Source organism: Pseudomonas sp. KCJK8993, from assembly GCF_046230915.1.
GTDB lineage: Bacteria > Pseudomonadota > Gammaproteobacteria > Pseudomonadales > Pseudomonadaceae > Aquipseudomonas > Aquipseudomonas piscis.
In genome coordinates this window covers 85,922-103,547 of record NZ_JBJJLO010000006.1, presented here as the reverse complement: position 1 = coordinate 103,547, position 17,626 = coordinate 85,922, and the positions used below count along the sequence as shown (strand labels likewise).

Here is a 17,626-nt window from a genome sequence, read left to right as displayed (position 1 = left end):
TTAAGTAAATTTTTACCGAAAGACCCGCCCCAAGATGGGGGCGGGAGTCACTGCGCAGGGCTAGAGGCTTTCTTGCAGATTACGGCGCAAGGCCAGCAGGTCTTCCTGCAACTGGCGCAGTTGCGCCACCGTCTGGCCGCTGGCCCCGAGGATGCATTGCGGTATTGCCTGGGCCTGGGCTTGCAGGGCACGGCCTTGTTCGGTCAATTCGACGATCACCACTCGTTCGTCTTCACGGCTGCGCGTGCGGCTGAGCAGGCCCTCGGCCTCCAGGCGCTTGAGCAGAGGGGTCAGGGAGCCGGGGTCGGTGAGCAGGCGCTGGCTGATTTCGCCGACGGTCAGCCCATCGCGTTCCCAGAGCACCAGCATCGCCAGGTATTGTGGATAAGTCAGCCCCAGGCGCTGCAACAGCGGCTTGTAGACCTTGGTCATCAGCAATGAGGTGGAATGCAGGGCGAAGCACAGCTGGTTGTCCAACAGCAGGGGATCGCAGGCGGGCGAGGTGGCGCGTTCGGTGGTCATGTCGAAGCCTTGGTCATTGATGGTCCTGAATCTAGCGGGCGAATCTTTAATGCGCCAGATGAAATTCGCCAGGGCTCAGCCCATGGCGCTCTGCAAGGCCAGGTCCCATGGAGGAATGGGGCTGAACCGGCTCTTGAGGTATTCCAGCAGCAGGCGGCTGCGGGCGTTGGGATGCTGCTCCATGCGCAAGGCATAGATGCCGGCGGTTTCCGGCTTGGGCAAGCCGCTGTTGCAGAACAGCGGCACCAGTTCCCCGCGCAACAGATGTTCGCTGGCCAGCCAGGTTGGCAGGTGGGCGATGCCCAGGCCGGCCAGGGCCCCGGACAGCAAGGCCTCGGCGTTGTTGGCACTGAAGCGGATCCGCCGTGGACGATGGCTCTGCAGTTGGCCGTCGAGTTCGAAGCGCCAGGCGAACAACGGAGCCAGGCCATCCCAGTCCAGGCCATCATGCTGGTCGAGTTCGGCCGGGTGGACCGGGGTGCCGCGGCTCTTCAAGTAGGTTGGGCTGGCACAGGCGATCCGCACGATGCTGGCCAGGGTCGTGGCTACCATGCGTGTGTCCACCTGCTGTCCGGCCCGCAGCACCAGGTCGACCTTGCCCAGATGCGAGCCTTGCATGTCGACGAAGCTGTCGATCAGGTGCAGTTGTACATCCAGGCCCGGATACAGCATCAGGAAATCCGCGATGGCCGGGGCCAGGTGGCGGCGGCCGAAGGCGGCGGGGGCATCGATGCGGATCAGCCCCTCCGGCGCATGGCTCAAGGACGCCGCCTCGGCCCTGGCCAGTTGCAGCTCGGCGACGATGCGCCGGGCCCGCTCGGCGAATGCCAGGCCGGCCGCGGTGGCCACTACGGCATGGGTGGTGCGCATGAACAGCGTGGTGCCCACGGCTTTTTCCAGGCCGTCGATACGCCGGGCCACTGCCGAAGGGGTCAGGGGATGGCGGCGGGCGGCGGCGGAGAAGCTGCCGGCTTCCAGCACATCGAGAAACAGCCCCAGTTGTTCAGTAAGAGTATTGGGATTCATGGTCAGCTCGGCTATGCGAAAACAGCAAAGCCATTGTGCGTTGTTGTGCGTTTCCGTACCAGCGGTGACTGCGTAGCATGCAAGCCTCGAGTGAGGAGAGCGGTCTTGATCGATTCATTGATGTATCTGTTGTTGGGCGCGGCCCTGGGGACGGTCGGGGGCCTGTTCGGCATCGGTGGCGGGTTGATCGCCATCCCGGTGCTGGGGGTGTGGTTCGGTCTGGACCAGCAACTGGCCCAGGGCACGGCGCTGGTGATGGTGGTGCCGAACGTGATGCTGGCGCTGTGGCGTTATCACCAGCACAACCGTATCGAGGCCCGGCATGCCTTGCCCCTGGCGCTGATGGGCTTCAGCTTCGCCTGGCTCGGTTCGATCTGGGCGGTGGGTATCGACCCCCAGAAAATGCGTACCATCTTCGTGGTTTTCCTCCTGGCCCTGTCCGGCTACAACCTGTTGCGGCTGTTCGGCACTGCGCCCGCGACAGCGTCCTCGATGCGCTATTCCTGGCCTTGGTTGGGAGCGCTGGGAGCGGCTTCCGGGGCGCTCGGCGGGCTGTTCGGGGTGGGCAGCGCGGTAGTGGCTACCCCGGTGCTGACCAGTGTCTTCGGCACCACCCAGGTGGTGGCCCAGGGCTTGTCCCTGGCCCTGGCCCTGCCCAGCACCGGGGTGACCCTGGTGACCTATGGTCTGCATCACCAGGTGAACTGGCTGGTAGGCCTGCCATTGGCGGCCGGTGGCTTGCTGAGCATCAGTTGGGGCGTGAAGGTCGCCCATGCCTTGCCCGAGCGCCTGCTGCGCGCATTGTTCTGCGCCTTCCTGGTGATGTGCGCAGTGATGCTGGGACTCAGGACTTGAAGCCCTCGACGATATGTTCGGCCAGGCATTCGGTGATCGGCGAGGGCTGGTTGAGGTTGCGTACCAGCATGATGCTGGCCTCCGGTAGCAACGGCAGGCCTTCGGCTTCTCCCAGGATGCGCAAATCAGGCGTGATCAGGCTCTCCAGCTGGGCGGTGACCGCCAGCCCCGCGCTGACCACCGCCATGATCGCCGACAGGCTGGAGCTGTTGTAGGCGATGCGGTAGTCGAGGCCGCTGGCATCCAGGGCGTTGCAGGCCCACAGCCGGCAGAAGCAGTCGCTGTTGAACATCGCCAGGGGCAGCGGTGTTTGCCCCGGGGGCTCGAAGCACTCGGCCGCGGCCCAGACGAAACGCTCCTTGCGCAGCAACTGGCCGATTTCGTTGCCCGGTTCGCGGGTGACGATGGACAGGTCCAGGTCCTGGCGCTGCAACAGTTGCCTGGACGATTCGCAATGCACCTCGATCTGGATCAACGGGTAACTCTGGGCGAACCGCGACAGGATGCCCGGCAGGAAGCGCATCACATAGTCATCCGGAGTGCCGATGCGCACCAGGCCCACCATGTGCGGCTCGCGCAGGGTATTGAATACCTCGCTGTGCAGCTTGAGGATGCGCCGGGCATACCCCAGCAGCACCTGGCCTTCGGCGGTCAGCTTGACCTGGCGGCCGTCGCGCTGGAACAGCTGGCGTTGCAGCACGTCCTCCTCCAGCCGTTTCATCTGCATGCTCACCGCCGACTGGGTACGGTTGACCCGCTCGCCGGCCCGGGTGAAACCACCTTCATCGGCGATGGCGACGAAGGTGCGCAGTACTTCGGTATCGATGCTGGGGAACTGGGACATTCATCAAACCCTGAGATGGATACGCAGGAAGCATTCTTGCGGCTGATCTTATTCCCCACGGGCCAGCGCCGTCATCCCCCGGGCTGCCCGTTCATGCCCGGCTTCGGGACGACAGCCAGGCCAGCACCTGTTGCGGATTCTGATCGGGGGGGAACACCGGATAGAACACCTGCTCGATCCGCCCGTCCTCGATTACCAGGGTCAGGCGCTTGAGAAAACGCCTGCCGTTGAGCTCGAATTGTGGCAGGGCCAGGGCCCGGGCCAGGTGCTCCTCGGCATCGGACAACAGCGCGAAGGGCAGGTGCAGGCGTTCGACGGCTTCGCGCTGGTAGGCGCTGTCCTGGCTCGACAGGCCGAACAATTGCGCCACGCCCGCTGCCGCAAGCTCCTGGGCATGATCGCGAAAGGCACAGGATTGCGGGGTGCAGCCACGGGCCCCGGGGGTCTGGTCCCAGCCCTCGAGCAGCGGCAGGTCCGGCCGGCCGGTGCGCGGATAGATGTACAGCACCGTCCGGCCTGGCAGCACGGACAGGTCCACCGCCTGTCCGGTGGTCGAGGGTAGCGGCAATTGCGGCAGGTACCGGCCGGCCAGGTGCCGGGCCGCGCCGTCATCCTGGGGGGCGGGAATGCTCGACCAATCCACGTTCAGCATGTCTCTCATCGTTAATGCTCCTGGCTGCTCCGGTTGTGCTTGCCGGTCTTGTCGCGCCCGGCGACTGCAAGACTGTTATAGGTGCTCTCCGTTGTTCCTGCTTTTATGGGGGAACTTTTCGAAGTTGATAGTTTGGCGATAGTTATTATCAGGCTTGGAAATAAGTAAGGTTCGATAAAGTAGTTGGCTATGGTTTGATTTTTATTAATTGCCTCCGGCGATAAGAATTGCTTGTTCGGAATAATGCCGATTAATGGCATGTTTTATCTTTTCCCGAGTTTGCCTAAAGCTATATCCACTACTAGTGTTGCGGATGCCATGTACAGATGGTCTGTACTGGGATTGCGACCAACTTTGGAGGGTCCTTTCATGAGCGCGAAAGCGGAACATGCCGAACCAACTAATGCAGAACTTACCCAGCTCAAGGCCAAGCTCAAGGCCGGCAAGCTGGCGCCAGAAGACCTCAAGGCCCTGGTCGGCCTGGTAGAGCGTACGGAGAAGGCCGCCAAGCAACTTAGGGCAGCCATAGTCGAGTAACCGACGCTAACGTCTTGGAGGGCGGATCAGAAATGGAAATCACTACTCGGAACAATCATGTTGATCTATCTGAACCATTGCGTAGCCCTCCATTTTTAGCGCGAAGTACCCATGGCGATCATGCGGTGTTGTTATTGGGGCGCGTGGAAGCGCCGATCTCGACGCTGAGCGACAATGCCTCTTTTACCGAACGCCTGGCCCAGAGTCTCAACTTGTCGTTACTGGACAGTCACTTCAGCGCGGAAGAATTCATCTTGTTGCTCGGCGAGCAATACACCGCCGCCGAAGAGTTCGTATATGGCCATCCGATCTGGAGAAAGATCCGCGAGGGTGATCAATCCGCGTTGCATGCCTACATCCTGGAAACCCGGCATTACCTGGCTGCCGCTGCCTCTCGAATGTGCCCTGCCGTCAGCCCGGGTATCGGCTTGTCACCGATCACCCTGATGCTTTCCAGGCATGCCTTGGAGGAATGGGATCACGCGCGGTTTTTCAACGAGGCCCTGGAGCTCATCGGTTGCTCGAACGACGTGGTGCGTCTGGCCAGGCCCTTGCCGGCGACCCTGGAGTGGATCCACCTGTCCCGGCACATCGCGGCCATGGGCGAGTTGGTGTCCGCTGCCTGTTCCGGCTTTATGGAACATTCCTCGGTGGAGAAAGAGGCCGTGCTTGGCTGGCACGACCTGCTGGTGGGCCACAACCTGTTGAGCCGCATGGCCACCAACAAAGTGCTGGGTCACTTCGCCACCGACCTCGACTACGGGCACTCCGAGAACTGGAAGAAGGCGGTCCGCACCCAGGGCTGTCATCCCGCCTCGGTGGTGGCCAGCGTACTGAACACGGTGTGCAGCCTGAGCGAGATGATCTACCGCTGGTTGTCCGCCCTCGAACAGGGCTGCGCCAGTTCCATCGTCACGGCGGCGCAGGTGCTCGCCGAGGATGGCCTGGACCAACCGCTGCGCGATTGCGATTCGCCGCTGGAGGTGGGCATCTTCCAGGGCTTGCCGGTCTGGCCGGCCAGTGTCATGAGCCTGGTCAACGGCGAGCGCTCTGGTGATGACAACCCTTCAGACATCATCGTCGCCTCCTGTTATGCCCTGGGGCACCGGGTACCACCACTGGCCGCCAACGGCGCGCCGTTCTGCCTGCTGCTGGGGCAGATCCACGAGCAACTGGTCGACAGCCAGGGTGTCGGCGCCGACAGCGTCGCGGCCATCGAGCGGATGACCACGGATTGGCTGGTGTCGGTGGACGGCCATCCTTTATGGCAACAGATGACCGAGGGTTGCAGCGACGAACTGGTGATTGGCTACATGCTGGAGAATTTCCATTACCTGGCCTCGGCCACCCGCCATGTCAGCCCGGCGATTGCCGCTTGCCAGGATGCGCGGATCCGCGAAAACCTGTTGCAGCACCTGCAGGACGAACTGACCCATTGCGACATTCTCAAGCCTCGCCTGCGGGAGCTGGGCGTCCGCCAGCCTGCGGCGATGCGGCCGCTGCCCACCACCGCGGCCTTCGTCGGTTACCTCAGCGACCTGGCGCGCCACGACTGGAAGGGTTACCTGATCGGTTCGACCTACCTGCAAAAAAGCCTGAGTGAATGCCGCGGCGATGATCGCCACATGAAGTTCTATTCCCGGGTTTCGGCCAACAATCCCCGTTGCGCCGCGCTGCTGGGGGCCATGGCGGCCCACGATGAACTGGATGATGAACTGGGCCATGACGCGCGACCCTCACGCAATATCCAGTACCTGCTGGCACGGGGCGAGGTGAGTCGCGATTCCGTGGCGCGGGCGGCGATCCTGCCGTCGCTGGCCTGGAGTTTCCTGGATGGCATTCGCGCCCATTACTGCACCGGCAAGGATTCGGTCCTGCAGCGCCAGGCCTGGAGTGCAAGATGAACCGGCCCTACTTCCAGACGGTGCAGCCCCTGGCGCGCCTTCATGAGCTGCTGTTCGAGGAGCAGGACTTCGACGCCCTGGCCAGGCGCCTGCCGGAGCCGCGCATGCCGCTGGCGATGTGGCGCGATGTGCTGCACAGCGAGTTGCTGGCGCTGTTTCGCTGGGCGCTGATCCGCGCCAAGGAGGACCTGGGCCAGGCGCAGGCCCAGGCCTACGGCGAGGAGGTCCTGTGCCTGTTGCCTTACTACGGTTTTTGCCTGCATGCCATTCGCCGCGCCGTGCCATTCGCCTTGATGGGCATTGCCACCACGGTGTCGGTGCGCGATGACCTTTATCCGCAGGCCCGCGCAGTGATCGCCGAATTGGCGAGCCTGCTGCAGGTGCAGGAGCTGCTGCGCGTCAGCGACCAGCCCTCGGCGAGCCTGGCCAGGCAGTTCCAGGAGCGGGACGGGCTGATCGTCCTCACTGGCAAGCAGTCCACCTTTGCCAGCTTGCGCAGCTGCTATCCACAGGCCCGGATCATGGGGGCGACGGGCTGTTGTGCGGTGGTCCTGGCGGCGGCTGAAGAGCCGGCGCGGCAGATCGAAAAACAGCGCATGCAAGGTCGGCTCTCGGTCAGTTGCAGCAATCACGGGCATACCGTCCTGGTCGAAGCGCTGGCCCCGGGGGCGGCGGTGCTGGCCGTCGATGGCTGCCGGCCGACGACCCGCACCTGCGTGGAGGACATCCTCGGGCAATTGCATCCGTCCATAGTGCTGGCGCCTTCGGCTGCGGACCTGCCCGACGACCTGGGAGGCTACAGCCTGTTGGCATGGGAGGAGGCCGCTACGGCCAGTCTCGATGGTTTCGGGCGGGACCCTCTGGGCGGCTGGCCCGGAGACTACCGGATTTGAGACGGCGTTGGATGGGCAAGGATGATCCATCAAATTCTGAGATGTAGAGCATAAGAAACATTCGTTGGATTGATTATTTGCCCAGGCAGACACTGTCGTCATCCCACAGGAGGACAAGATGATGAAAGGTCAAAAGGGTTATCTGTTGGTCCAGTCGTTCCACGGCTTCTCGCTCGCGGCCTTGTGGCACAAGGTCGCGCGCTGGTACGTCCTGGGTCATGAGCGGCGGATGCTGGCCGGCTTGAACGATGAGGCGCTCAAGGACATCGGCTTGTCCCGGGCGGATGTGGAGCACGAACGGGCGCGCCCGTTCTGGGACGATCCACTATTGAAATGAGTGCCCGCAGGTTCGCTGGCCAGCGGCGTGTCGTTTCAGTGCACGGGTAGTTCGAGGGCGGGCCGTGCCAGGGTTTGGACCCGGTTGCGGCCTTTGCCCTTGGCGTCGTACAGCGCCTCGTCGGCCTGGGATAGCAGGCGCGACAGGTCATAGTCCCGGCCCTGGCTGGTCACCACGCCGATGCTGACGCTGAGCAGCCCGGGTTCGAGCAGTGTCAGGCCGGCGAAGGTCTCGCGGATGCGCTCGGCCACCCGTACCGCCTCTTGTTCATCCACCGCTGCCAACAGGCAGGCGAATTCCTCGCCGCCGATACGGCCGAAGGCGTCGTTGGCGCGCAAGGTGTGCACCAATACCTGGCTGAAGGCGATCAGCGCCTGATCGCCGGTCTGGTGGCCGAAGGTGTCGTTCAGGCGCTTGAAGTGGTCCAGGTCGCATAACAGCAGCGACACTGGCGCGCCGTGCCGCTGGCAACCGGCCAGCAAGCGTTCGCCGTTGGCCATGAATGCCCGGCGATTGCCGATCCCTGTCAGGGCATCACAGAATGCCGCGGCCTTGAAGCGTCTTTCCGCTCGTTCCTTGACCATGGCCAGGGTCATATAGGCGATGCCGATCACGTAGACCATCGATTCGAACAGCATGAACGAAAAGAACGGTACACCCTCGCCTTGGCCATCCAGGGCCTGGGCCAGCCCGACGCCCTGATCGATGACGCTGCGCACGGCGTAAAAGCAGGTATGCAACAGGGTCAGTCCCAGGGCCGGGAGGTAGGCCACTTCCAGGCTCCGTCGACTGCGCCAGAATTCGAGGGCTGTCAGTGCTCCATAACCACCCGCCAGCAGCGAGTACACCGTGACCCGCACCGGCATCGACGCATGGAAGGCCGGGACCAGGCACAGGGCCAGCCACAGGCCGGCGCCGGCGAGCATGCCGGGGACATGGGGCTCGCGTGCGGCGAAGACCCGCATCGCCGTCCAGTTCAGGGCCGCGCTAAACAGCAGGACCACGTTGCCGAGCACGACGGGAACCCAATGCGCCCCGTGATGGCGCCAACTCACCAGCACCACGCCGACCGATGCCAGCAGCATCATGCTGCCCAGGTAGGCCAATGGCCGTTCGCGGCTTTCCCGCAGCCAGGCGTGCAAGGTCAGCAGGCCCATCAGGAAGAAGATGAACACGGATACCACGAGCAAGGTGGGGAGATGCAGCGTCATATCCAGGTTCTCGTCAGCAAGGGCGAAGCGGAAAACAACCGCCGATGCGGCTAATTGCCATTAGTGGGCGCGATTGTAGCCAGAACGGCGACAGAAGAGCGCAGTAACGGGTGCGCTGCGATGGCGGCGAGCTTGCGGCTGCGGGCGAGTGCGTTGCTATCGATGGCCGTCCGGGTAGGCCGGTGTCGCGAAAATGTCTGGCGCGCGGCTATTCAAGTGGAGCGTGGCTGCGTTAGCGTGCGGGCTGACAAGGAGCATCCCATGACCGCAGCCCATTCCTTTTCCCTCAAGCAGGCTCGTCGACTGGCCTTGGCCGCCCAGGGGTTTGGCGGTCGCCAGCCGCCAGCGACGATCAAGGCCGCACGACTCAACCAGCAGATAGAGCGCCTGGGCTTGTTGCAGATCGATTCGGTCAACGCCCTCGTGCGTGCCCATTACCTGCCGCTGTTCTCCCGCCTTGGAAGTTATCCACAGCAGTTGCTGGACCAGGCCGCCTGGAGCCAGGGACGGCGACGTACCTTGTTCGAATACTGGGGGCACGAGGCGTCGCTGTTGCCGATGTCCATGTACCCGCTGATGCGCTGGCGAATGCGGCGGGCCAGCCAGGGCCGGGGCATTTATTCGCAGCTGGCGCGTTTTGGCCACGAACACCAGGCGACCATCGGCCGGGTCCTGGCCGCCGTCCAGGAACGAGGCGCCCTGGGCGCCGGCAGCCTGTCCACCCGTGAGGAGCGGGCGGGCCCATGGTGGGACTGGAGCGCAGAGAAGCATGCCCTGGAGTGGCTGTTCGCCGCCGGGGAAGTGACGGTGGCCGGGCGTCGTGGTTTCGAGCGCTTGTACGATTTGCCGGAGCGGGTGATCCCCCAGGCGATTCTGCACCAGCCCCTGCCGGACGAGGCCCAGGCCCAGCGCCGACTGCTGTTGCTGGCGGCGCGGGCCCTGGGCGTGGCCACGGAAAAGGACCTGCGCGATTACTTTCGCCTCGATCCGGCGGACAGTCGTGCCCGGTTGGGCGAATTGCTCGAAGACGGCCAGTTGCTGGCCTGCCAGGTTCAGGATTGGCGCCAGCCAGCCTATTGCCTGCCCGAGGCCAAGGTGCCGCGCAAGGTCGCTGCCAGTGCCTTGCTGTCGCCCTTCGATTCGCTGATCTGGGAGCGCAGCCGCACCGAGCGCCTGTTCGATTTCCGCTATCGGCTGGAGATCTACACACCGCAACACAAGCGGGTCTATGGCTACTACGTGCTGCCGTTCCTGCATGAAGAGCGTATCGCCGCGCGGGTCGATCTGCGGGCGGAGCGGGCCCAGGGGCGCCTGGCGGTGCATGCGGTGCACGAGGAAACCCCCGGCCTGGACGAGCAGGGCATCCAGGCCCTGGCCGGGCAACTGCGGCAGATGGCGGATTGGTTGGGGCTGGCGGATATCCAGCTCAATTGTCAGCGCGAGGGGGCACGGCGTTTGCACCAGGTCCTGGCCTGAGCGCCGCGCACGATAGCTGGCGCGGCGCTGTGGCCGAGCCTAGCGCTTGACCTGCTTCAGGGTCTCGGCGATCAGAAATGCCAGTTCCAGCGACTGGTCGGCGTTCATTCGCGGATCGCAATGGGTGTGGTAGCGGTCCGACAGGCCATCTTCGGTGATGGGGCGGGCGCCGCCGATGCATTCGGTGACGTTCTGCCCGGTCATTTCGATATGGATGCCCCCGGCATAGCTGCCTTCGGCCTGGTGCACCTGGAAGAACTCCTTGACCTCGGTGAGGATCTGCGCGAAATCGCGAGTCTTGTAGCCGCTGCTGGCCTTGATGGTGTTGCCGTGCATCGGGTCCGAACTCCAGAGCACCCGCTTGCCTTCGCTTTCCACCGCGCGGATCAGCCGTGGCAGGTGGTCGCCGACCTTGTTGGCGCCCATGCGCACGATCAGGTTGAGCCGGCCCGGGTCGTTGTCCGGGTTGAGGATGTCGACCAGGCGGATCAGCTCGTCGCTGTTCATGCTGGGCCCGACCTTGACCCCGATCGGGTTGTTCACCCCGCGCAGGAACTCCACGTGGGCGCCATCGAGTTGCCGGGTACGGTCGCCGATCCACAGCATGTGCGCCGAGCAGTCGTAGTAGTCGTTGGTCAAGCTGTCGCGCCGGACGAAGGCTTGCTCGTAGTTGAGCAGCAGCGCTTCGTGGGCGGTGAAGAAGCTGGTCTCGCGCAGTTGCGGCGAGCTGTCCAGGCCGCAGGCGCGCATGAAGGCCAGGGTTTCATCGATGCGGTCGGCCAGTTGGCTGTACTTTTCGGCCAGGGCCGAGTTGGCGATGAAGTCCAGGTTCCACTTGTGCACTTGGTGCAGGTCGGCGAAACCGCCCTGGGCGAAGGCGCGCAGCAGGTTGAGGGTGGCGGTGGCCTGGTGGTAGGACTGCAGCAGGCGCTCCGGGTCCGGTACCCGGCTCTTTTCATCGAAACCTATGCCATTGACGATATCGCCGCGGTAGGCGGGCAGGGTCACGCCGTTGACCGTCTCGTCGTTGGCCGAGCGTGGCTTGGCGAACTGGCCAGCCATGCGCCCGACCTTGACCACCGGGCAGCCGGCGGCGAAGGTCATGACGATGGCCATCTGCAGCAGCACCTTGAAGGTGTCGCGGATCTTCGCCGCGGAGAACTCGGCGAAGCTCTCGGCACAATCCCCGCCTTGCAGCAGGAAGGCCCGGCCCTGGGTGACTTCGGCGAACTGGCGGCGCAACTCCCGGGCCTCCCCGGCGAATACCAGGGGCGGGTAGCTGGCCAGGGTCTGCTCGACCTTGAGCAGGTGTGCCGCGTCGGGGTAGTGGGGTTGTTGCTGGATCGGCAGGGCGCGCCAGCTGTCGGGGCTCCAGGGTTGGCTCATCGCAGACTCGCATGCTTTACGTTGGGATGGGCATGTTAGCAGCAAATTAGTGCGTGACCTGCTCCTGCGCCTTGGTCGACAATCGCGCCTTTGCGCTCGCCACCGAGCGGCAGGTTTAGCGCCCTGGCAAGGTTCCCGGCCCGGGCGACGAGGAGATGAAATGACTGAGGAACGCGTCGAACGCGTACTGGCCGAGGTTCACGACGAGTTCGGCATGATCCGGGTCATGGAAGTGGCCGATTACCGCTTCCTCGAATTCGGCGAGGCCATCGAGCAAAGTTGCGTGTTCACCGCCGATCCTAGCTGGCTGGAGTACGACTACACCCGGGCCATGCTGATCGGCGCGCTGTGTCATGACGCACCGGAGAGTGCACTGTTTCTTGGGCTTGGTGCCGGCACCCTGACCCAGGCGTGCTTGAAGTTCTTGCCGCTGGAGGACGTCGAGGCCATCGAATTGCGTCCGCACGTGCCGCGACTGGCCATCGAATACCTGGGGCTGGACGATGATCCGCGTCTATATATAAGGATCGGCGATGCCCTGGAACTGCTGGAAAGCGCCGAACCCGCCGACCTGATCTTCGTCGACCTGTATACCGATGTCGGCCCGGGCGTCGGGCACCTGGCCTGGGGGTTCCTGGAGAACTGCCAGAAACGCCTCAATCCGGGTGGCTGGCTGGTGATCAACCAGTGGGCCACCGATGACGGCAAGCCCCTGGGCGCCGCATTGCTGCGTGGTCTTTATCACCGCCACTATTGGGAGCTGCCGGTGAAGGAGGGCAACGTGATCCTGATCGTGCCGGCCGACCTGGAGCAGGAGCTCGACATGCCGGGCCTGGTCGCCCGGGCCGAGGCCCTGGCACCGCGCCTGGGGTATTCGTTGCAGTCGCTGATCAAGGACATCCGGCCCGCCAGCTGAGCGGATGCGTCCGGCAGTGCTGGCGGCCAGGCTCGCCGGGGGGCGACAAGCCACGGCGTGCTTGCATCGCGCAAGTGGCACCGTGGCCCGGGAGATCCGGACGCCATTCTCTGCAGCAGGCGAGGCAGTTTGCCGCAGTGGCTTGGCGTCACGAGGTGAACCGTTTAAGCCAGGGGCCCGAATACGCTTGGGTTCGAGCCCGATGGCCGGCCTTCCGAAACGGCGCAAAGCCTGTGGTAGTCGGGGGTTTGGCGGATTTTTCCGACAAAAAAAACTCCCTTTTTTGAGTAATTCCGGTATAGTGCGCGCCGGCCTTTAGCAGGGCCTCGTTTAGGTAACGCATTTCCCCGAAGTCAGCTTCGGCTGCTTGTCCGCTTCGCGGACTATCCTTGACGTTCATTTCTTTCAATCGTTTTCGCAAATCCCCGCCGACAAAGCTGCCAGGGTGACTCATCGAGTCTTACACGGCATGCGCAGCTTTGGAGCATGGGTCTTTGCGGATGCACTTAGAGGCAGACCCATGACCCAGGAAATCGGCGGCTTCGCCGCTCTTGAACTTCATCCCAGTATTGTTGCTGCAGTAGTCGCCACCGGCTACGAAGAGCCTTCGGCCATTCAGCAGCAATCGATCCCGATCATCCTCGCCGGTCACGATATGATTGGCCAGGCGCAAACCGGTACCGGTAAGACCGCTGCCTTTGCCCTGCCTATCCTGCACCGCATCGATCCGTCCAAGCGCGAGCCGCAAGCTCTGATCCTGGCCCCAACCCGCGAGTTGGCGCTACAAGTAGCAACCGCCTTTGAAACCTACGCCAAGCAAATGCCGGGCGTGACCGTTGTGGCCGTCTACGGCGGTGCGCCGATGGGCCCGCAACTCAAGGCAATCCGTAATGGCGCACAGATCGTTGTCGCCACCCCGGGCCGTCTGTGCGACCACCTGCGTCGCGATGAGAAGGTCCTGGCCACCGTGAACCACCTGGTTCTCGACGAAGCCGACGAAATGCTCAAGCTGGGCTTCATGGATGACCTGGAAGTGATCTTCAAGGCCATGCCCGAATCCCGCCAGACCGTACTGTTCTCGGCCACCCTGCCGCAGTCGATCCGTGCGATCGCCGAGCGTCACCTCAAGGATCCGAAGCACGTCAAGATCCAGAGCAAGACCCAGACCGTCACCGCGATCGAGCAGGCCCACCTGCTGGTTCACGCCGATCAGAAGACCGGCGCGGTCCTGAGCCTGCTGGAAGTCGAGGACTTCGACGCCCTGATCATGTTCGTGCGCACCAAGCAAGCGACCCTGGACCTGGCCAGCGCCCTGGAAGCCAAGGGCTACAAGGCCGCCGCGCTGAACGGCGATATCGCCCAGAACCAGCGTGAGCGCGTCATCGACTCCCTCAAGGATGGCCGCCTGGACATCGTCGTGGCCACTGACGTCGCCGCCCGTGGCCTGGACGTACCGCGCATCACCCACGTATTCAACGTGGACATGCCTTACGATCCGGAATCCTACGTACACCGTATCGGCCGTACCGGTCGTGCCGGTCGCGAAGGCCGTGCGCTGCTGCTGGTGACTCCACGCGAGCGTCGCATGCTGCAAGTGATCGAGCGTGTGACCGGGCAGAAAGTGGCTGAAGTCCGCCTGCCGGACGCCCAGGCCGTGCTCGATGCGCGCATCAAGAAGCTGACCAACGGCCTGGCGCCACTGGTAGCCGACGCCGAGGCGAGCCATGGCGACCTGCTGGACCGCTTGACCGCCGACATCGGTTGCAGCCCGCGTGCACTGGCCGCGGCCCTGCTGCGCAAGGCCACCAATGGCCAGGCGCTGGATCTGGCAACCATCGAGAAAGAGCGTCCGCTGGTGCCGAACAATGCCCCGCGTGGCGAGCGTTCCGAGCGTTACGGTGACCGTCCTGATCGCGGTGATCGCGAGCGTCGCGCTCCGGCTCCGCTGGCCGAAGGTCGTGCTCGTTGCCGTACCGCCCTGGGCGCCCGTGATGGCATCGCCGCCAAGAACCTGTTGGGTGCGATCCTCAACGAAGGTGGCCTGGCCCGTGAAGCCATCGGCCGTATCCAGGTACGCGACAGCTTCAGCCTGGTAGAGCTGCCGGAAGATGGTCTGGACCGCCTGCTGGCCAAGCTCAAGGACACTCGCGTTGCCGGCAAGCAGCTCAAGCTGCGTCGCTACCGCGAGGATTGATCCGCTCCCTGGGCTGATCGATCACGCATGAAAAATCCCCGGCTGGTCCGGGGATTTTTTTTGCCCGGGATTTACCCGCGCTTCAGCCGAAGCGGTAGATATCCATGCCCAGCGCGCCCATGGTGAAACCCTGGTGGGCGAGGCTGAATGCGCCACCGGCGCCCCGGGCGAAATACAGCGGCAGCAGATGTTCGTCGCTGGGGTGGCTGCGTACGGCATGGGGCGCCTGTCGCCGGTAGTCATGCAGCGCGGCCTGGTCGTCGCTGGCCAGCTTGTCGATCATCCAATCGCGAAAGGCCTGGGCCCAGGGGCTGACGCTTTCCGGGCCGGCATGCCAGTCCAGTTCCCGCAGGTTGTGGGTGATGCTGCCGGAACCGATCAGCAGCACGCCTTGCTCGCGCAGGCTGGCCAGGGCCTGGCCGATGCGGGTCTGCAAGGCCGGGCCCTGCTGGCTGGGCAGCGACAGCTGGACCACCGGAATGTCCGCCTGCGGGTACATCAACGACAGCGGGACCCAGGTGCCATGGTCGAAGGGCCGTTGCTCGTCGAGTCGCGCCGGCAGGCCATTGGCCGCCAGCAATTGCACGACCAGGGCGGCCAGCTCGGGATCGCCAGGCGCTGGGTATTGCACGGCGAACAGGGCGGCGGGGAAGCCGCCGAAGTCATGCCAGGTCTGCGGATGCGGATGGGCGCTGACCCGCAGGTCGGTGCTTTCCCAATGGGCCGACACCACCAGGATCGCCCGCGGCCGGGGTAGCTGCGCCGCCAGGCGGGCCAGGGCGGGGCCGCTGTCGCCGGGCTCCAGGGCCAACATGGGAGAACCATGGGAAATGAACAGGCTGGGAAGCATGAAGAAGGTCCTGAGGGTTAAGATGCGCAATCTTCAATTAGATCATTGATCTAAATCTAATATAAGTTTTAGGGCTTTTTGATCGAATTCCAAGGACATTCCATGCAAGCAGACTTTTGGCACAAACGCTGGGAGCGCGACCAGATCGGCTTCCACCTGGCGCAGGTCAATCCTTATCTGCAGCAGTACTGGCCGGGGCTTGGACTCGCTGACCAGGCCCGTGTGCTGGTACCGCTGTGCGGCAAGAGCCTGGACCTGGCCTGGCTCGCCAGTCGCGGGCATCAGGTGCTGGGGATCGAGCTGTCGGAGAAGGCAGTGGAGGATTTCTTCCGCGAACACCAGTTGCAGCCGCAGATCAGCCAGCAAGGCACGTTCAAGGTCTATGCCCATGGGTCGATCCAGCTCTGGTGCGGCGACATTTTCGCCCTGGCCGCCGAGGATATCGCCGGCTGCACGGCCCTGTACGATCGCGCGGCGATGATTGCCCTGCCGCGGCAGATGCGCCAGCGCTATGTCGCGCACATCAGTGGCTTGCTGCCCCAGGGTAGCCGTGGCCTGCTGATTACCATGGACTACGACCAGGCGCAGCTCGACGGACCGCCATTCGCCGTGCTGGATGATGAGGTGCGCGAGAGCCTGGAAGGTAGCTGGCAGCTGCAGGTGGAGACCGAGCGCGACATCCTCGGTGAAAGCTGGAAGTTCCTCCAGGGCGGGGTCACCCGGCTGGTGGAACGGGTCTACCGCCTGGATAAGACCGGCACTTGCTGAGCTTTCCGGGGCCATGAAAAAGGGCGACTCGCGTCGCCCTTCTTGTTGTTGCCGGAGTGTGGATCAACCGCGACGGCGCAGGGCGTCGATGCGGTCTTCCAGCGGCGGGTGGCTCAGGAACATCCTGGCCAGGCCTTGCTTGATACCGCCGTTGATGCCGAAGGCATTCAGGGTATCGGGCATGTGCACCGGCAGGCCCTGCTCGGAACGCAGGCGCTGCAAGGCGCCGATCATCGCATTGGTGCCGGCCAGGCGGGCGCCAGCTTCGTCGGCGCGGTATTCGCGTTGGCGCGAGAACCACATGACGATGGCGCTGGCGAGGATGCCCAGGACCAGCTCGGCGAAGATGGTCGCCACGTAGTAGGCGATGCCCTGGCCTTCCTCGTTCTTGAAGATCACCTTGTCGACGAAGTTGCCGATGATCCGCGCGAAGAACATCACGAAGGTGTTCACCACGCCCTGGATCAATGCCAGGGTCACCATGTCGCCGTTGGCGACATGGCCGATCTCGTGGGCCAGCACGGCCCGCACTTCATCGGGCGAGAACCGTTCCAGCAGCCCCTGGCTGACAGCCACCAGGGCATCGTTCTTGTTCCAGCCGGTGGCGAAGGCATTGGCCTCGTAGGCCGGGAAAATCCCCACTTCGGGCATCTTGATGCCGGCTTCGCGGGACAGTTGTTCAACGGTCTGCAACAACCATTGCTCATGGCGGGTGCGCGGCTGGGTAATGATCTGCGTGCTGGTGCTCATCTTCGCCATCCACTTGGAGATGAACAGCGAGAACAGCGAGCCGGCGAAACCAAAGACCGCACAGAAAATCAGCAGCTGATTGAGGTTCAGATCAACCCCATTGGCCGCCATGAACCCGTTGAAGCCGAAAAGGCTCAGGGTAATGCTGGCAATCAGCACGACCGCAAGGTTAGTGGCCAAAAACAGCAGGATTCGCATCATGGTTGTAGAAATCTCCTCAAGCTAAAGATGTAGCGTTCCGCGGGGTATATAAGGTGCGGCAAACACCGATTCAATACGGCTTCTATTTCAAACTGTGTCGCATGGGGCGGGACATGACTGCGATATTGCAAGGTCATGACCGATCGCCACGGACGCTCGTCGTCAGGCTGCGACGCAGACGCTGTGACAGTGGTAACGACGGAAAGTGCAAGCTTAGTAGAAGGGGGCCGGGGAAGGTCAGTGAAGATGTGTTGCTGAATTAATCGCAATGCGATCCGCGAAAGATCGCACTGCGTTTGAGAAA

Annotated in this window: 17 protein-coding genes and 1 pseudogene; 9 read left to right on the top strand and 9 right to left on the bottom strand. The window is 63.5% G+C overall.

The features are described 5' to 3' along the window. Window positions 1-60: 60 nt before the first annotated feature. Window positions 61-522: a MarR family winged helix-turn-helix transcriptional regulator gene (locus ACK6AU_RS03895; protein WP_185701627.1), complete on the bottom strand. Its 462-nt coding sequence runs from the start codon at window positions 520-522 to the stop codon at window positions 61-63. Window positions 523-597: 75 nt separating this feature from the next. After that, on the bottom strand, window positions 598-1,548 hold the full coding sequence (locus tag ACK6AU_RS03890) for a LysR family transcriptional regulator (protein ID WP_185701628.1): 951 nt from the start codon (window positions 1,546-1,548) through the stop codon (window positions 598-600). Between the two features lie 105 nt (window positions 1,549-1,653). Between ACK6AU_RS03890 and ACK6AU_RS03885 the strand changes: the two genes are divergently transcribed. Then, a complete protein-coding gene (locus ACK6AU_RS03885; RefSeq protein ID WP_185701629.1) occupies window positions 1,654-2,403 on the top strand; it encodes a sulfite exporter TauE/SafE family protein in 750 nt (249 codons plus the stop codon). Here ACK6AU_RS03885 and ACK6AU_RS03880 read toward each other — a convergent pair. The 3 genes from ACK6AU_RS03880 to ACK6AU_RS03870 form a co-directional block, all read right to left on the bottom strand. Next, window positions 2,393-3,247 carry a LysR substrate-binding domain-containing protein gene (locus ACK6AU_RS03880; protein ID WP_022640069.1) on the bottom strand — a complete coding sequence of 285 codons (855 nt, stop codon included), beginning with the start codon at window positions 3,245-3,247 and terminating at the stop codon, window positions 2,393-2,395. The two genes, ACK6AU_RS03885 and ACK6AU_RS03880, sit on opposite strands and share 11 nt — an antisense overlap. Before the next feature lie 91 nt (window positions 3,248-3,338). After that, window positions 3,339-3,908, bottom strand: coding sequence for a peroxiredoxin (locus ACK6AU_RS03875; RefSeq protein ID WP_185701630.1), 570 nt, complete (start codon window positions 3,906-3,908; stop codon window positions 3,339-3,341). A 2-nt stretch (window positions 3,909-3,910) separates the two neighbouring features. Further along, complete coding sequence (locus ACK6AU_RS03870; RefSeq protein WP_409297843.1) at window positions 3,911-4,159, bottom strand: hypothetical protein; 249 nt, start codon at window positions 4,157-4,159, stop codon at window positions 3,911-3,913. A gap of 109 nt (window positions 4,160-4,268) precedes the next feature. On the opposite strand from ACK6AU_RS03870, the gene ACK6AU_RS03865 reads away from it, so the two are divergent. The 4 genes from ACK6AU_RS03865 (at window position 4,269) to ACK6AU_RS03850 (ending at window position 7,570) form a co-directional block, all read left to right on the top strand. Beyond that, window positions 4,269-4,436, top strand: coding sequence for a hypothetical protein (locus ACK6AU_RS03865; protein WP_022640067.1), 168 nt, complete (start codon window positions 4,269-4,271; stop codon window positions 4,434-4,436). Between the two features lie 125 nt (window positions 4,437-4,561). Beyond that, a complete protein-coding gene (locus ACK6AU_RS03860; protein ID WP_409297841.1) occupies window positions 4,562-6,340 on the top strand; it encodes a hypothetical protein in 1,779 nt (592 codons plus the stop codon). Next, entirely contained in the window at window positions 6,337-7,233 is an 897-nt protein-coding gene (locus ACK6AU_RS03855) for a hypothetical protein (RefSeq protein WP_409297839.1), read from the top strand. Before ACK6AU_RS03860 ends, ACK6AU_RS03855 begins: the two co-directional genes overlap by 4 nt. A 121-nt stretch (window positions 7,234-7,354) precedes the next feature. Further along, window positions 7,355-7,570, top strand: coding sequence for a DUF1127 domain-containing protein (locus ACK6AU_RS03850; protein WP_053133421.1), 216 nt, complete (start codon window positions 7,355-7,357; stop codon window positions 7,568-7,570). A 35-nt stretch (window positions 7,571-7,605) separates the two neighbouring features. Here ACK6AU_RS03850 and ACK6AU_RS03845 read toward each other — a convergent pair whose 3' ends face one another. After that, entirely contained in the window at window positions 7,606-8,781 is a 1,176-nt protein-coding gene (locus tag ACK6AU_RS03845; RefSeq protein WP_409297837.1) for a diguanylate cyclase, read from the bottom strand. Between the two features lie 261 nt (window positions 8,782-9,042). Here ACK6AU_RS03845 and ACK6AU_RS03840 point away from each other — a divergent pair, with 261 nt between their 5' ends. Continuing rightward, entirely contained in the window at window positions 9,043-10,257 is a 1,215-nt protein-coding gene (locus tag ACK6AU_RS03840; RefSeq protein WP_409297835.1) for a winged helix-turn-helix domain-containing protein, read from the top strand. A 39-nt stretch (window positions 10,258-10,296) separates the two neighbouring features. On the opposite strand, the gene ACK6AU_RS03835 is transcribed toward ACK6AU_RS03840, so the two are convergent. Beyond that, window positions 10,297-11,643 (bottom strand): class II 3-deoxy-7-phosphoheptulonate synthase, encoded by a 1,347-nt coding sequence (locus ACK6AU_RS03835; RefSeq protein WP_409297833.1) that lies wholly within the window; start codon window positions 11,641-11,643, stop codon window positions 10,297-10,299. Between the two features lie 160 nt (window positions 11,644-11,803). On the opposite strand from ACK6AU_RS03835, the gene ACK6AU_RS03830 reads away from it, so the two are divergent. Both ACK6AU_RS03830 and ACK6AU_RS03825 read left to right on the top strand, forming a co-directional pair. After that, complete coding sequence (locus ACK6AU_RS03830) at window positions 11,804-12,559, top strand: spermidine synthase (protein WP_409297831.1); 756 nt, start codon at window positions 11,804-11,806, stop codon at window positions 12,557-12,559. A 486-nt stretch (window positions 12,560-13,045) separates the two neighbouring features. Then, window positions 13,046-14,753: pseudogene (locus ACK6AU_RS03825) on the top strand (DEAD/DEAH box helicase). 82 nt (window positions 14,754-14,835) lie between these two features. On the opposite strand, the gene ACK6AU_RS03820 reads toward ACK6AU_RS03825, so the two are convergent. Beyond that, entirely contained in the window at window positions 14,836-15,603 is a 768-nt protein-coding gene (locus ACK6AU_RS03820) for a class III extradiol ring-cleavage dioxygenase (RefSeq protein WP_185701637.1), read from the bottom strand. 102 nt (window positions 15,604-15,705) lie between these two features. Between ACK6AU_RS03820 and ACK6AU_RS03815 the strand changes: the two genes are divergently transcribed. Further along, the gene (locus tag ACK6AU_RS03815) at window positions 15,706-16,371 is read left to right on the top strand and encodes a thiopurine S-methyltransferase (protein WP_409297828.1); all 666 of its coding nucleotides are present in this window, start codon (window positions 15,706-15,708) and stop codon (window positions 16,369-16,371) included. A gap of 63 nt (window positions 16,372-16,434) precedes the next feature. On the opposite strand, the gene htpX is transcribed toward ACK6AU_RS03815, so the two are convergent. Next, window positions 16,435-17,322 (bottom strand): protease HtpX, encoded by an 888-nt coding sequence (gene htpX, locus ACK6AU_RS03810; protein WP_185701639.1) that lies wholly within the window; start codon window positions 17,320-17,322, stop codon window positions 16,435-16,437. Window positions 17,323-17,626 lie beyond the last annotated feature (304 nt).